The organism is Lentibacillus sp. JNUCC-1 (assembly GCF_009741735.1).
In the GTDB taxonomy this organism is placed as follows: domain Bacteria; phylum Bacillota; class Bacilli; order Bacillales; family Amphibacillaceae; genus Lentibacillus_B.
In genome coordinates, this window is sequence record NZ_WHOH01000001.1 from 922,100 (window position 1) to 936,754 (window position 14,655).

Consider the following 14,655-nt stretch of genomic DNA (forward strand, 5'->3'; position numbering starts at 1 on the left):
CATTGATGGAAAAACAAAAAATAATAAAATCATACTTGGAAGGAGTAAGTCAGAGAAAGATTGCCGAACAAACGGGAAAATCTAGAAATACGGTGAAAAGTTACATTGACGATTATGAGAAGAGCAGAAAGGAAGATGTAAGGGATCTTCCAATAGCTGAGAATATTGTAAAGGCGCCTGCATATAAAAAGCGGATTGGTAAAAAGAGAGTATTAACAGATGATATAAAGCGAATTTTGCGCGGCTATATAAAGGAAAATGAATGGAAGAGAAACCACTACATGGCCAAGCAGCAAATGAAAATGATAGATATGCATGAGGCGTTGTTGGATGCCGGACACGCCATTAGTTACACAACGGTGCGAAACTTTGTTAATAAAGAAGTGGCTAAATCAAGGGAGGTGTTTATCCGGCGGAATTGTGTACCTGGTTATGAGGCGGAATTTGATTGGGGCGAAATTAAGCTTGAGATTGATGGAGAAATCAAAAGTTATTCATTAGCAGTTTTCACATTAGCTCACAGCAATTATCGCTTCGCGAAGATTTATCAATCTGAGTCTCAGGTTTGTGTACTGGATGTTCATTCGGAGTTCATTCATCATATCGGTTTTATTCCTAAGGTCTTTACCTATGATAACATGCGGACCGTTGTAAAATCTTTTGTAGGGACAGAGAAAACGGTCACAGATAGCATGATTAATCTTTCCAATTACTATCAGTTTAAAATTCGTTTGTGTGAGCCACGGAAAGGCAATGAGAAAGGACATGTGGAACGGAGTGTAGAGTTTATACGGAGAAAAGCATTCTCAGCAATCTATTCATTTACGAGTTTACAAGAGGCGGAAGATCACCTCTCCTGTACACTTAAAAAGATCAATGAACGGTATCATCATGAACATCAAGTAAAGCATATAACGCTATTGGAAGATGAAAAGAAAGTCGCAAGACCTGCTGTTATGGCACCATTTGATAGCGCGGAGTTGGTTGAATGTCAGGTGAATAAATATAGCACAGTGATGATTAAGCAAAATCATTATTCTGTGCCGGAGGGGCACGTTGGGAAATACATCAAGGCAAAGGCCGGTGCCACGTATATTAAGTTGTTTATTGATGGAGAGCTTGTAGCTGAGCATCAACGAAAATGGGGTGTGCATGAATGGCAAATGAATATTTATCACTATCTGAGTACCTTCCAAAAGAAAAAAGGTGCCATATCCCAAAGTGAATGTTTGAGACAGGCACCAACCCAAATAAAAGATATCTACAACAATTATTATATAGGAAAAGAGAAAGAATTCATAGAGCTGCTTCTTTACGTGAAAGAAAACAATAATCTGAAACGGGTCCTTGAAGCCGTAGAAGAACTAAGTGCCATCCGATTTGATCTCGTCACGACGGACAGCATCCTGTTTATTTGCGGACAATCCACGTCTACGACCAAAGCGTTCTCCGGTGGAGATGAAACCATGAATCAGTCTGTGAGCAACATGGAGGCATACGCAGACATGTTTAATCAAGTCGGATAAGGAGCAGTGACCAATGGATAAACAACAACGAATTATTGATCTATGTAAAGATTTGCGCTTACCAAGCATACGAAAAATCGTTCAGAATGAAGCTTTGGAACAACCAGCTCAAGCATTTGAAGTGTTACTTCAAGTGCTTGAACAAGAAAAAGCCGACCGGCAGGTGCGGGCAAAGCAAAATCGTATCCGTACGGCTAATTTCCCACAGAAGAAGCTATTGGAGGAATTGAGAGTAGAAGAATTACCGGAACAAGCCAGTCAAAAATTACCTCATTTAAAAACACTGGATTTCATAGAGGAAGGGCAAAATGTCATTCTGACAGGTTCATCGGGCACGGGGAAGACCCATATTGCGATTGGGCTTGGAATGGAAGCATGCTTGGCAGGATACCGGGTATTCTACGCTACGGTCCCTTCCTTGATAAACCAGCTAAAGGAACATCGTTCAGAAAGAACCTTGCGCTCATTTGAGTTGAAGTTTGGGAAATATGACGTTGTTATCCTGGATGAATTAGGTTACATTTCTTTCGACAAGGAAGGTGCGGAGTTACTGTTTTCTCACCTCTCGCTACGGGCAGGTAGGAAATCAACAATTATCACCAGCAACCTGCCATTTACGAAATGGCAAGACATGTTTCATGACCCGGTATTGACGGCTGCGTTAACCGATCGTCTTACACATAAATCTCATGTCGTAAACATGATAGGGCCTTCTTACCGAATGAAGGAAACAGAAGCTTGGATCAAAATGAGTGGAAACAAAGTGGCTCAAAATTAAATTGCGAAATGGCTCACTTTTCACTTGCGAAATACATGTGCCATTTAAACAACCCTGGCCGTTGTAGAAATAAAATCCGAATGCAACTGTCTCAACGGCACGCTCGATGTCATCCACATCCGGGAAGACAATGTGCGGACTTTTACCGCCAAGCTCAAGCGTGGCTGGTATTAACTTTTCACCTGCCGTTTTTCCTACTTTACGCCCCACACCTGTACTTCCTGTGAAAGCAAGTTTATCGATGTCCGGGTGGTCCAAGATGGCTTGTCCTGCTTCATCCCCAAAGCCAGTGACAAAATTAACAACACCTGCAGGAAGTATGTCTTGTAACAATTTAGCGAATTCCATAGTCGAGATACTTGCATCTTCAGCCGGTTTTAAAACCACCGTGTTTCCAGCAGCAATCGCTGGTGCCACTTTATAAGACAAAATCACCATCGGCACATTCCACGGAATAATTTGTCCACACACGCCAAAAGGCTCCCTCTGCACAACTAACTGCCCATCATTTAAAGGACGGGACATCCCTTCAAAATTCAGTATGGCTGAGGCGAAATATCTGAACTGAGCAATCGCAATATTATAATCACCATAATTGGATTCGAATTCAGCAATTGGTCTGCCGGTGTCCAGACAATCTATTTTAGATAAACGTTCTTTATTCTCTTCAAGCGCATCGGCAACCTTGTGCAAATACTGTGAGCGTTCTTCTATCGATGTATGAGACCATTCTGAGAAAGCTTCCCTAGCAGCACGAACCGCTTTGTCGACATCATCAGAAGAAGCACGTCCCATCTTGGTCAAAACATTTCCATTTGCAGGGTTAAGGACTTCAAAATAGTCGTTGGATGCCTTTTGAAGATTTCCGTTGATAAATAGGTCATATTTTTCGTCTAGTTTAACATCAAGATTAGCCAATTTGATTCCCTCATTTCTGGTTATTGTATTATACAACTTATTTACCCGTGATTTTAGGAGCACAAACTGAAAAACCCATAGGAATGCTTGTCTTATAAGCATTTCCCATGGGTTTTATTTGTAAAGATACATTTAGATAACAATCATTAAATTGGTTCTGTATAATCGGAAAATCTCCAGAATCCCCCGCCAGAACATCAAAATCTCAGTCTCAACATACGTGATTCACATTTAGGAGTTCTTTCAAGAGGGACTATACGCCATGTGTGCTAGGTTAGGTTTGCGTAACGCACAACCCCGATAAAAGCCCAATGTCCACTTACATCAATTATACACGATCCGCCATTGCCTCATTGATCAACTTCGCAAACAGGATCGTGACCATTACCACGATAAACCTCCTGTTTAATCTAAAACCAGTGAAAATGGCTTTATTATGCCACCCTCTCAGAAAAACTTTCCCAAGGCATTGCCATTCAAGAAAATACAACTATTATTGTCACTGTAAAAAGCTGAGACTAACAAGCATGGATGAAGCTATACATCCCTGATATGAAACAAAAAAGCGTATATATCAGAATACAAACTCACAGTATTCCAATGCTTGAGGGCAATACAATTTCAAGGGGGCTTTTATGATTTCATTATCACTATTTTTCCATAAAACCCTGAACTCTTTTTGATAACCATATCTTTTTTCTTTAATTAAAAACGGTAATGACATTACAAATTCACTATCAAACTCAGTAAATACATTTTCTCTTTTGGAAACATACTCACATGCACCGAAAGAATATGGCTGCTTTCCGATTTTAATCATCTCTCGGTTAATACTGAGCAAGAAGTTTTGAAAATCATTAATAACTAGGGTTGCACCCCCAAATTCCTTTTTTAATTTTTGATCACATTCTAAACTGGTACAGTACACGTAATAATTATTATCATCAATGTTTTGTTCTATTACTACATTTTCCAACGTAACATTATTTGCTTCTTCTCCAATGTGTATTCCTCTTTGCATAGAACGGAACGCTTGCTCAAAAATTGGGTTTTTAGGCTTCCCTTTATTAAAAGTGTAATTACCAATGTTGAATTTTGTGTTTAGACGACCCTCATCATTATCTCCTATTTCACTACCTAACTTTTCCTCTGAATAATTGTTTAAATGGTTAATGAAAAATGTCTTGCTGCCTTGTAATTCCTTTAATCGTTTCGGCTCCATAAATTTATATACCTTTTTAGGCAATGGTAGTCTTAAAAGCATATTAACCCTCTCTTTTCTTTTCAATTATCCATCCTAAGTTCCACGCTCAATCTCCATAAACTCCAACCTAAAGTCATAGTTCTTAATCGTTTCAGTTAATCCGATCATGGATAACTTTGCAGCTGTGGATTCAATTGTTTCTGGTCTATTTAAGTCATGACTTTCAAGTGGTCGATAAGCAAACACAAACGTAATATTATTTTTGAGTGCCCTTAACTGTTGACTGAAGCTCTATGAACACTGAAAATGGCTAATGAATTTTTGGGCTGCTCGTGATTGTTGCGTTTGAGATTCGTTATCACTTTTGATTTTTTGAACAATGCTTTCATAAAATTCTTTAAGTGTATCTATGTCATACTCTAACCCGTCTTGCAGTACTCTCATGGCATCTTCAATTTGGTTTACCAATACTCTAACATCTCCAGACAAGCCATCCTTAACATGTATAAAGTATATTGCATCGTCTTCAACATATAGTAAATCACATATTTCTATATTACGGTATAGAATCTTGTCTAGGACAAAAATAGATGCGATTTCATTATGACAAAAGTTATAATCTCCTTCACTTTCTTTGTCCGGCCATGTATGTACTTTGTTTAATTTAAACTCATGATCAAAATTTGTTGTTACTTTATTTACAAAATGTTTATTGAGTTCATCAATGAATGATCGACCCACTTTATACCAATTTCCATTCATGAGCCAGTATGAAGCATCGTCTAACCTTACCTTTACATCTAAGTGTTCATATAAAGTTTGCTTAGCCTCTTCATTATTTTCAACTTTTGCTGTTAAATAGGTGTTTTTTATGATTGACAGAATATCTTCCGCTTCCTTATCCAAATCTACATGCTTCTTGAACAGCTCTGCAATATCATTTTCTGTTTCATAAGTTTCTGTGGTTTCGGGATCGTCATTTATTTTCATGTAGTGTGTATCATACACTTCGTAAAAAGGGATAATAGAAAAGTCCACATTGAAATTTTCCCCACTCAAATAATCAGTAAATCCTTGTACCAACCTCATATCCAATTCATCTGTTGTATGATCTTTATCATTCAATCTATAAAAAGGGTTGATATCATATCCTTGTGCTTTTAATAGACCTAAAACCGAGCCTAACATGCTATCAAGCTCTTTCAGCGTCATGGCCTTACCGAGTTGTATTGAATCCTTCGCGAGAAACCTATAATCTTTTTTCTTGGTAGTTATGTTGATTCCTAACTTTTTCGTAATTTTATCACTCGGCAATGCCACATAAATCTCATTAAAAAAATTATTGAAATCCGCTTCTGTGTTTATCGTTACTCTTCGGTTATATTGATAATTACCGCCTAAAATGTTTCCTGTGAAATATCTGTCGTTCACTCTCTTAATCACGTCATCATTTTGGCTTATTAGACGCGATAGCAACTCTAAGCCAAAATTATAGTCTTTAACGCCTTCAAGCACTTGATAGCCATTGCCCCCCGTTGCTGCGAAACTTTCATCGCCTACTTTCAGAAACAAAACAAACGATTGCCTTATGTTTTCAATTTCTCCTAAATCGTTCACCAGTTCTGATAAAGTTGCACCCCAATTAGGAGAGGTTTTTGCCACGCTAGTATATAAGCTGTAAGCCGATATGTTACGGAACCTGTATTCTCGATTAGTGTGGATAAAGAGATGTTCTTCTTCATCTTTGCCTTCATTGAAATCATTAATAATACTCTGCCAATTTCCACCACCATACAACCTATAAATGGTAAAATGGCTGGCACTCATAATATCCCACCTTTACATTAGGTTAAATAAAGGTACTTTTTACTGGTTTACTTCGTTCATTCCAAATGAAAAGCCCAAGCATAAAAAGTTCATTGTATGCTTGGGTCTTGGTGTGATTGATATATAATAGTTTAAATTAACATGAAAGACATAGAGACTATAAAGATGTAAATAATGCTTCTGCAAATCTTTAACCCAAGACTATTATACTATACATTTCGACATATTCCAACAATTACCTTAAATAGGGTTTTAAGTTATCCCAAATATCTTAAAGAAACATTGAGACGGTAATCGTGCTTCCTCAAGCATCCCAGGAGGCCTACTATCAAAACGCTAGCGATATACTTTCAACCTTCCTGGAATCTCTAAACATAAATAGTACTCACTACTAAATTCTAAAAAACCCCAGGAACGCCTCCATTTCAGCGCTCCTGGGGTTATCACTGTCAAAGAATACCTTAAATAAGCAATCACTTTAAAAAGCAATAATCGGTTTAATGGTTTACCGCTTTTGGTATCCTCTAAAACTTGATGTATTTCATCAACTTGCGTTGTTTATATTGTTCGATCAATTGTGGGGTGAACAAGAATGGGATCCACAATCCTTCTGTTACCCCCAAAATTGATCGAGTTGGCATGACGAGCTACTGATGAATATGAATGGGGACTTCCCCTCCGACAGCAACAACGGCTATTACACCAGCACGCCGCTCAATCGAGCAGCTCCAGCACCAAATATAACAATGCCAGAGCCAAGCCGCCCGGGCGTTTCTTACACTAACTTTCCAGGTTTTCCAAAATTACATTCCATAACCTAATAAGTGCACCATTTATATCTTCCCAGGAAATATCATCAGCATAACGATATTTACCTTGATAATTTAACCAGTGCCGTTGTAGGCCATCATCAAATCTAACCTCATCGAGAATAGCTTGTCCACTAAACAAAGTAGAAACAGACCCTCTTTTTTCTGCAGTCTTTCTAACCGCTTCACCCAAGACATCATTCTCGATTCGGTGCCCTTGTAACTTAACAAGAATGTAGATATCGTAAAAGTCTCTCATTCTTGTATTAGTAATGCCTCTTGTTAATATAGTTTCAAATTTTTCAGCAATAACCGTTTCAATGTTATATGCTAGGATATCAATACTTCTGTGCTCAAGTAATAAATCAAATGTATAAATAACTTCCTTTGGTGTGATTTCATCTCCAGTGGTAATATCAACTCTTATAGGAATTTTCGCATCGTCCATAACAGCTTCAATTGACACTCGGTAACCGCTGTACTGGTCCTCATCCCTTATCTCCTCTATTCGTTTTAGTGTCATTTTCACTCCGTCATCTAATGGCACGCCTAGAATTACCCTAAATACAGCTTCAATCGATTCCATATCAACAGGAAAAGATTTAATCGTTGCATCCATGTCTATTGTTGAACGCATATCTACACCAACTAGGGCAGCTACCAACATGCCACCCTTTAAAATGAAATTTTCTTTATGCTCTGATCTGGAGATTCTTTCTAGAAGTCTCTCCAACATATAGTTCCTCAATAGTATTTGTGCATTTATTTCCTTTTCTTTTGCAAGATTTCTTATTAAGGCTTTTATTTGAGTTGAACTCTTCATAGTAGAATCTCCATATAATTTCTTAGGATTTTTTGAACCCGTAACGCTTTAGCGTATTTCATTAATAAAGAAATATTTTTATCTTTACGAACGAGGTATCTCTTCAATGCATCATTTAAGATAGCAATATCCATGTTATTTCGATTTCGAATAATATCACAAATGGTTCTTTCCTTGTTGTAGGCTGTGACCTTCCTTCCAAAAAAAGTTTCCACCTCAGTAGTTCCCATTAAATGTAATGTTTTTTTACAGAGTATACTTGAATGCCTGAATTCCTTAACTTTGTGGCGTTGTATCCATTTGGTACGGTTACAGACCATTCAAGTGGATCCCTATCCGTTAAATCATGGCAGAATAATGCTGTTTCATGAGAGAATACCACTTTTGGTCTTTTCATCTGAAGCATATACATTTCATCTTCAAAGGCATCAGGTGTTACATAAACCCCATGTGATACCCGATCCAATTTCCCCTCTCGCACAAGAGGCGTTAAATAATGACGTGGGATACCTCGTTTTTCCACTTCATTCGTTACTACGATTCCATTGTTATCTGCAATTAAACGCTCTAATTGTTCACGATACCTCATAATATCGACCTCGTTTTGCTTTTATGCTTTAATTATATACTATTTAAGCATAAACGCAAAACAATACTTGTAAACCATCGGAATCATACCTGCTTTTGTACTCAGCTCTCCTCCAACTCTGCACAATCAAATCACCATTCTCCTTATCTTCATATTGCATTTGTAAAAGATGTACAAGGCTCAAATTACTTAGCAGTGACAAAGAACGTATAGGACCTTTCGGCCCGACTCCACATTTACTTCAAAGAACAATGGGTTCACTCCACTGATTCTAGAACAAACTCAAGCGATACATCCAAAAACTTTCCTATTACCTTACCAAAAACACACACCACAAGTGTTTCACCCCCCATCCACAAAAAATAACACTCGTTTCGTGTGTTTTCCCTATTTATCAGTTATTTTGTGGTATTTTTTAAGCGTGTAGGGAGAGGTGTTTAGTATGAAAGGACTGGGGCAGCGCTTGGCGAGCCTTCGCGACAGCTCCGATTATTCGCAAAAAGAACTTAGTGCGCTCATCGGTTACTCACATAATGTGTATGGTACATATGAACGGGAAGCGAGTACGCCTTCTGTGGAGACGATCGAGAAGCTTGCGGATATATTTCATGTATCGACGGACTATTTGATCCGCGGCAAAGATTATAATCCAAACGAGAATCTGCCAACCGACATGTTGAATCTCTTACGTCTGTCGAAATTATACAGGAAGCACGGCTTCGAAAACCATGCCATTTTAGACTATAAAGCCTGGTCTGGATTATCTTATAAGGACCTGCAACTTATGGACGACTTATTTAAAAGTGTGCTGAAGTCAAAATAAGCGAGATAAGGACGCTTGCGCCACGGCGTCCCTTCTGACATCCATGACTCAGGCTTCCGGTGTCCTCGTTACGATCCTATCCCCATTTCCCTTCCAATCCCATTTAAAGGAGCCAGACCATGACAAGAACGTTTACATTTGAAGAAATTTACGAGCAAAACAAACGCCGCATTCATTATCAGATCCACAAGCTCAACATTCATGACCCACATCAGGAATACTTTCAGGAGGGACTATGTGCCATGTGGCAGGCCTACGAAACACACAATCCGAATAAAGGGCCGATGTCCACTTACTTCAATTACACGATCCGCAACCGCCTCATTGATCAGCTTCGCAAACAGAATCGTGACCATCACTATCAGGAAACACATTTGCAATCAGCCAAGCTTCACCACCAGCAGCAGATCTTCAGCTCAGTCACACCACTCACAGACCTCATGTCAGACGATCCTGCCTTCTGTACGCAATTAAAATCCCATTTAACAGAAAATCAATGGAAATGGTTTTATCATGCCATCATTCAAGAGCAGCCTTATCAAGACATTGCCATTCAGGAAAATACAACTGTCGCTGCTGTAAAAAGCTGGGGCCAACAAGCACGCAAGAAGCTATACACCTCCGAACTGAAAACAACTATTATGAATGACCTCAGCTCTTAATGACAGCGCTGTCAATTAGAGTCCATTCTACAATTAAAAAGGAGTCCGTCACATGAACTACATAAAAGAACTCAACGCGTTTCACACACAAATCATTTTCACCCCACTGTCAAGCTCGGCAGTGGCACTTTGGTATGCCCTGATGCATTTCAACAACATATCCGGATGGCGTAAAGAATTCACAGTGGCCGCGAGTCAGCTGCAGTCTCATTCCGGCCTCAAAACAACATCATTCAAACGCGCCCGTGAGGAACTCGTCACCAAGGGCATATCGTCGTCACATCTCAAGGCGCCAACCGGGCGGCCAAATACTGCATGGTATCGCAGCAGCAGGCGTTTACAGACATAGCAGACGCACCTGAATCCGTACCCAACTCTGAAAAAGCCATGGCTAACAGCACGGAACAAGCACCTACTGTCAGAACCACCCACGCAAATCAAAACGACGACATCATATCGAATCACAAACCAACCCACACAGAAGACCACAAAATGGACCACACGACGGGCCCATTATTTAAACAAGACGATACACAAGACAAACAAACCCATACAATCACACCTGCAGATCAACACGACCATCAAGCCGGCCAATTCTACAAGGCTCATTTCGGTATGCCCACCCAAAGCATCCTAACCGACATTGCAACATGGATTACCGATACAAACGACGAGCTCGTCGCCCATGCTATGAAACTTGCATTAGAGCGTGGCAAACCGAGCTGGGCGTATGTAAAAGGCATCCTGAAAGCCTGGGCAAGGAAAAATATCATGACGATTGCAGATGCTAAACAAGAAGCCATAGCTTATTCGACTAAACACCAGCCACAAAAGCCGCGCTCTTATTTTTCTCCTTCTTCCTTCCGACAAGAGGTGATCCCGGACTGGTTTAATGAGCAGAAAAAACAAGGCAAGGCAAGAGAGTCGACTAAAGCAGACCAGCATATCATTAATCCGCAGCATACACGTGCGGAACTTCGGCGAATGCTGGATGAGTTTAATTAGGCAACATCGGTGAGGGGGAATAGGGATGTTTAGCTAACCCCCTTCACTCAAGCGGCGGATGATCAACACTCATTTATCATTCATTATGTGGAAAGTATAGTTTGTGGAAAGTATAGTTTGAGTGGTACTACCTCACTGGCCCTAATTATTCATCAGCAAAAAATGGCTCGACAGTGGCAGAGATCGTTTATTTTTATGGCAAGGATCGCTCAAAAAATGGCAAGCGTGGTTCCATTCAATACCTTACCTCACGTTCAGCAGTTCCAAACGCATTAGGAGGCTTTAGAAGGTTAAGAATCGGTGGCAAATATATTCTAAACTTAAGCAACATAATGATGAGTAAGCAGGAGTATCATCCTTTTTTAATGCCATTCCATGATTAAAACCATTTACTTAATATGAAAAAATCTCTCCTTTTAAGCATTAGCGGAAAAAGCGGTGAATAAGTTCTAATAAGGGCTTTTTTAATCTGGAGGGGAAACTATGATAACAAGTGATAGATATCAAATTAATGACTTTTTGGAAAGTATCGCAAACAAGAGTATATTTAAGCTGAACGGTTTATCCATTAAAAATGAATATCCTAGGTTAAGGCAGACTATTAAAAAGTACAAGAAAAAGATTGAAGAGGCTGCCAAAGAGCCAATGGATGAAATTAAAGATATTATGAATAGTGATAGTGTAATCCGTGTAATAGATGGTAATACTCAAACATTTACTCAGACTATCGATTTAACTAATGGTGACTTTTATAATATTACTTGGAGTGTAACCAAAGCCATGGAAGTGGTCGACACTTATGACCTTCCTCCAATGTCATTTTTTGTTAATGTTATTTCAGATGGTATTGCTCCTGGTGCTATAGAATCCCAACGTTTAAAAGCAGTGGCAAATAGTAAAGATCCAATTTTTATTGTTAGCTATCCTTTGTTAAATACCAGAACACAAATGGTTGTCATTGACGGAAATCATCGTTTAATGAATAAAATCCTAAGTGGTGAAGAAAGAATAAACGGTTACTACCTTGATAACCAATACCAAGATAAAGCACTAGCAGGTGAGCTAGATAGAACACTGTATAAGGTCCATTACAACTTGGGAGCAATTATTAACTATATGGTTGGCGAGATCAATAAAAGTAAATTAAATAAAAGCTTACTACGTGTATAAAAAAGCAGGCAGAAAAGAAACTGTAGCTCAAAAGCCTGGTTTATTTTAAATAAAAAATAATCATATGGATCCCATTGAATGATTTTCAAATTGCCCAATCGCTTCTTTCAGCGCTTTCCAATGTAAACGGATAAACCAGGCATAGTTCATACCTCTTGATGGCAGCGCCTTCTCTCCATGTACTATAGAACAAAAATATGGCAACCATACTTTGTCCTGCATACTACTTCACATTCATGCTTTTTCTTGTGGTAAACTAACCGGCATATTTTGGTGAATTCTCATGCACGGCACAAAAACTGTTCATTTTAGTTAAGCAGTTATAGCAACATAAGAGTAAGGAAACACGAGTCCCCCTCGTCCACATACTTATATGCGAGGCTAGTGTTCTTGACGTTATTTCCTAAATTAATTTAAAAAACTCGACCGTCTTTATTAAGAAGTTTAACCATTTTACGATCGAGTTTTCAATAAATTATTAGTCTTTCATTTGAAAATAAGCGTCGATTGCAGATAAAAATATGAAAAACATCCACCTATAATAGATTTCCCGGTCATAATCTTTATGCTGATTTGGGTTATTATGTCTTAGGTTGTATTTATTAAGTATATGGAATAACTGCTCAGTGTCTGGCTTTTCTGGAAGCAGTTGCGTCATTTCTCTTCTTACATTTTCCATTACTCGCCCTAATTGGAGTAGAGCTGACCTTTTGTCATCTATAGTAGAGCCATATCTTAAAAATTGCTTTTTTGCTTCTTGTATTTCCGTATATTGTTCGTCATCCGAATTATCATACTGTGCTTCAATAAGTTCTCCTAAGCCATTATTTACCCACTCTCTTATGTATCCTTCCGTAGAAAGTTCCCAACCCTGATCATAAATATTTAAAATTGAATTAATCCTATCCCTAAATACCCTTTGCCCTTTCTCCTTATTGCACATCCATGTTTCTTCAAAATCATCCCACTTACATTCAGATACATAGTCATGTAATAATTCAATAAGTGTAAATAACTCATGTTCTTTATATCTTTTATTATAATCAATCGGCATAAGATTTCGTATACGAGTTTTCTCAAATGCAAAAGCTTCGATATTGGAACCAGCTATTCCGTCTATGTTAGATTTTTGATTTCCATATAACTCACGAAAGTATAAATCCCTTGCTAAATCTTCGTGGATTTGAACGAAAAGATCTTTTAAATCTCTGATGGAATTTAATTTTATATCAATCTTCTCGCTTCTTTCAGAATAGTACACTTTACGCATTATAAGTTCCCCTTTCCCCTAAAACTAGGTGTCATCACCCATATTCGAGGTTATGGATAAAAAAGATTATAAAAAACACTATTAAGATTACTAAGAATCGCCACCCATATAAACCAAAAATTTAATCAACATAAAAATAAGGAAGCACGAGTACAGTCCCATGCTTCTCTGTGCTTAATAATGAACTTAACACACTTAAAGTGATTTTTCTCTTTCAACCGGAATAACCTGAGTTTCATAATCGACTAACGGATAATGACAAGCAACATAATGGCCATCATATATTTCCCTATATTCCGGTGCTTTGTTTTTACAAACTTCATTTGCAAATGGGCACCTAGGATGGAAATGACACCCTGAAGGTGGATCGCTGGGATTTGGTATTTCTCCTTCTATTACTTGGCTTTCCTTTCGTAACTTTGGATCTGGTATAGGCACAGAATCCAATAGTGCATAAGTATAAGGATGAAGTGGTTTCTCAAATATTGCATCCCTATCCGCTAACTCTACCATCCTTCCTAAATACATAACGCCAATCCTATTGCTTATATGACGGATAGCGGGCAAACCATGAGCTATAAAAATATATGTTAACTCCATTTCTCTTTGTAGCTTTTTCAAAAGGTTTAGTATCTGTGCTTGTATTGAAACGTCTAATGATGAAACAGCTTCATCACAAACAATGACTTGTGGTTCAAGTGCAAGTGCTCTTGCGATTCCTATGCGCTGACGTTGACCACCACTAAATTCGTGAGGGTACCTTTTCATTTGATGTTCCTGGAGCCCGACTAAATTCATAAGCTCAAGAACTTTTTTTCTAAGTTCTTTTCCAGATGCTAAGTTATGGACAACTAACGGCTCTCCTATAATGTGTTCTACAGTCATCCTAGGATTTAAAGAAGAATAGGGATCTTGAAATATTACTTGTAAGTTCTTCCTCATCGCTCTTAAATTTTTTGTATTGAGTTTTGATATCTCACTATTACCAAAGTAAATCTCACCTTCTGTAGGAGCTAATAGGCCAAGTGTTAACAGTCCTGTAGTTGATTTGCCGCTGCCACTTTCACCCACAATCCCCAATGTCTCTCCTTTATATACTTTAAAATTAACACCATCAACAGCACGTACAGTAGATATTTCTTTTTTTATAAAACCCTTGGAAACTTCAAAGTGTTTTTTTAAATTCTTTACTTCTAAGAGAACTTCGTCATCTGGTCTCGCATTCTTCGTATTGGTTTCTGACATCTATCT

At 38.4% G+C, this 14,655-nt stretch carries 16 protein-coding genes; 8 read left to right on the plus strand and 8 right to left on the minus strand.

Translation table 11 applies throughout. The annotated features are described in order from the left end of the window. The first annotated feature begins 2 nt into the window (after positions 1-2). Both istA and istB read left to right on the plus strand, forming a co-directional pair. Positions 3-1,526 carry an IS21 family transposase gene (gene istA / locus JNUCC1_RS04325; protein WP_231746932.1) on the plus strand — a complete coding sequence of 508 codons (1,524 nt, stop codon included), beginning with the start codon at positions 3-5 and terminating at the stop codon, positions 1,524-1,526. 13 nt (positions 1,527-1,539) lie between these two features. Continuing rightward, entirely contained in the window at positions 1,540-2,304 is a 765-nt protein-coding gene (gene istB, locus JNUCC1_RS04330; protein ID WP_156643624.1) for an IS21-like element helper ATPase IstB, read from the plus strand. Here the strand turns inward: istB and JNUCC1_RS04335 are convergent. The 6 genes from JNUCC1_RS04335 to JNUCC1_RS18165 form a co-directional block, all read right to left on the minus strand. Continuing rightward, complete coding sequence (locus JNUCC1_RS04335; protein WP_231746980.1) at positions 2,188-3,222, minus strand: aldehyde dehydrogenase family protein; 1,035 nt, start codon at positions 3,220-3,222, stop codon at positions 2,188-2,190. The genes istB and JNUCC1_RS04335 overlap by 117 nt on opposite strands. A 574-nt stretch (positions 3,223-3,796) precedes the next feature. Then, positions 3,797-4,510, minus strand: coding sequence for a hypothetical protein (locus JNUCC1_RS04340; RefSeq protein WP_156644302.1), 714 nt, complete (start codon positions 4,508-4,510; stop codon positions 3,797-3,799). A 9-nt stretch (positions 4,511-4,519) separates the two neighbouring features. Next, positions 4,520-4,672: a hypothetical protein gene (locus tag JNUCC1_RS18160; protein WP_197431627.1), complete on the minus strand. Its 153-nt coding sequence runs from the start codon at positions 4,670-4,672 to the stop codon at positions 4,520-4,522. Between the two features lie 45 nt (positions 4,673-4,717). After that, on the minus strand, positions 4,718-6,253 hold the full coding sequence (locus JNUCC1_RS04345; RefSeq protein WP_156644303.1) for a DUF6119 family protein: 1,536 nt from the start codon (positions 6,251-6,253) through the stop codon (positions 4,718-4,720). A gap of 780 nt (positions 6,254-7,033) precedes the next feature. Further along, positions 7,034-7,885, minus strand: a complete 852-nt coding sequence (locus tag JNUCC1_RS04350; protein ID WP_156644304.1) for a nucleotidyl transferase AbiEii/AbiGii toxin family protein — start codon at positions 7,883-7,885, stop codon at positions 7,034-7,036. A 229-nt stretch (positions 7,886-8,114) separates the two neighbouring features. Then, positions 8,115-8,474, minus strand: a complete 360-nt coding sequence (locus JNUCC1_RS18165; RefSeq protein ID WP_197431628.1) for a type IV toxin-antitoxin system AbiEi family antitoxin domain-containing protein — start codon at positions 8,472-8,474, stop codon at positions 8,115-8,117. Between the two features lie 442 nt (positions 8,475-8,916). On the opposite strand from JNUCC1_RS18165, the gene JNUCC1_RS04360 reads away from it, so the two are divergent. The 6 genes from JNUCC1_RS04360 to JNUCC1_RS04385 all read left to right on the plus strand — a co-directional run bounded on the left by JNUCC1_RS04360 (position 8,917) and on the right by JNUCC1_RS04385 (position 12,134). Then, the gene (locus JNUCC1_RS04360) at positions 8,917-9,297 is read left to right on the plus strand and encodes a helix-turn-helix domain-containing protein (protein ID WP_156644305.1); all 381 of its coding nucleotides are present in this window, start codon (positions 8,917-8,919) and stop codon (positions 9,295-9,297) included. Between the two features lie 119 nt (positions 9,298-9,416). Further along, positions 9,417-9,959: a sigma-70 family RNA polymerase sigma factor gene (locus JNUCC1_RS04365; protein WP_156644306.1), complete on the plus strand. Its 543-nt coding sequence runs from the start codon at positions 9,417-9,419 to the stop codon at positions 9,957-9,959. 52 nt (positions 9,960-10,011) lie between these two features. Beyond that, the gene (locus tag JNUCC1_RS04370) at positions 10,012-10,308 is read left to right on the plus strand and encodes a hypothetical protein (RefSeq protein ID WP_156644307.1); all 297 of its coding nucleotides are present in this window, start codon (positions 10,012-10,014) and stop codon (positions 10,306-10,308) included. Next, positions 10,275-10,964, plus strand: coding sequence for a DnaD domain-containing protein (locus JNUCC1_RS04375; protein WP_156644308.1), 690 nt, complete (start codon positions 10,275-10,277; stop codon positions 10,962-10,964). Before JNUCC1_RS04370 ends, JNUCC1_RS04375 begins: the two co-directional genes overlap by 34 nt. Before the next feature lie 173 nt (positions 10,965-11,137). Further along, complete coding sequence (locus JNUCC1_RS04380; RefSeq protein WP_156644309.1) at positions 11,138-11,347, plus strand: hypothetical protein; 210 nt, start codon at positions 11,138-11,140, stop codon at positions 11,345-11,347. A 100-nt stretch (positions 11,348-11,447) separates the two neighbouring features. Continuing rightward, positions 11,448-12,134, plus strand: coding sequence for a hypothetical protein (locus JNUCC1_RS04385; protein ID WP_156644310.1), 687 nt, complete (start codon positions 11,448-11,450; stop codon positions 12,132-12,134). Between the two features lie 478 nt (positions 12,135-12,612). On the opposite strand, the gene JNUCC1_RS04390 is transcribed toward JNUCC1_RS04385, so the two are convergent. Together JNUCC1_RS04390 and JNUCC1_RS04395 are read right to left on the minus strand one after the other, a co-directional pair. Next, the gene (locus tag JNUCC1_RS04390) at positions 12,613-13,404 is read right to left on the minus strand and encodes a hypothetical protein (protein WP_156644311.1); all 792 of its coding nucleotides are present in this window, start codon (positions 13,402-13,404) and stop codon (positions 12,613-12,615) included. 195 nt (positions 13,405-13,599) lie between these two features. After that, positions 13,600-14,649, minus strand: a complete 1,050-nt coding sequence (locus JNUCC1_RS04395) for an ABC transporter ATP-binding protein (RefSeq protein WP_156644312.1) — start codon at positions 14,647-14,649, stop codon at positions 13,600-13,602. Positions 14,650-14,655: the final 6 nt, after the last annotated feature.

Bases quoted from the DNA above. Each gene is read 5' to 3' on its own strand.
- JNUCC1_RS04360 (WP_156644305.1), top strand. From the start codon at position 8,917: ATGAAAGGACTGGGGCAGCGCTTGGCGAGCCTTCGCGACAGCTCCGAT.
- istB (WP_156643624.1), top strand. From the start codon at position 1,540: ATGGATAAACAACAACGAATTATTGATCTATGTAAAGATTTGCGCTTA.
- JNUCC1_RS04375 (WP_156644308.1), top strand. From the start codon at position 10,275: ATGGTATCGCAGCAGCAGGCGTTTACAGACATAGCAGACGCACCTGAA.
- JNUCC1_RS04365 (WP_156644306.1), top strand. From the start codon at position 9,417: ATGACAAGAACGTTTACATTTGAAGAAATTTACGAGCAAAACAAACGC.
- JNUCC1_RS04395 (WP_156644312.1), bottom strand. From the start codon at position 14,649: ATGTCAGAAACCAATACGAAGAATGCGAGACCAGATGACGAAGTTCTC.
- JNUCC1_RS04370 (WP_156644307.1), top strand. From the start codon at position 10,012: ATGAACTACATAAAAGAACTCAACGCGTTTCACACACAAATCATTTTC.
- JNUCC1_RS04390 (WP_156644311.1), bottom strand. From the start codon at position 13,404: ATGCGTAAAGTGTACTATTCTGAAAGAAGCGAGAAGATTGATATAAAA.
- JNUCC1_RS04350 (WP_156644304.1), bottom strand. From the start codon at position 7,885: ATGAAGAGTTCAACTCAAATAAAAGCCTTAATAAGAAATCTTGCAAAA.
- JNUCC1_RS18165 (WP_197431628.1), bottom strand. From the start codon at position 8,474: ATGAGGTATCGTGAACAATTAGAGCGTTTAATTGCAGATAACAATGGA.
- JNUCC1_RS04385 (WP_156644310.1), top strand. From the start codon at position 11,448: ATGATAACAAGTGATAGATATCAAATTAATGACTTTTTGGAAAGTATC.
- JNUCC1_RS04345 (WP_156644303.1), bottom strand. From the start codon at position 6,253: ATGAGTGCCAGCCATTTTACCATTTATAGGTTGTATGGTGGTGGAAAT.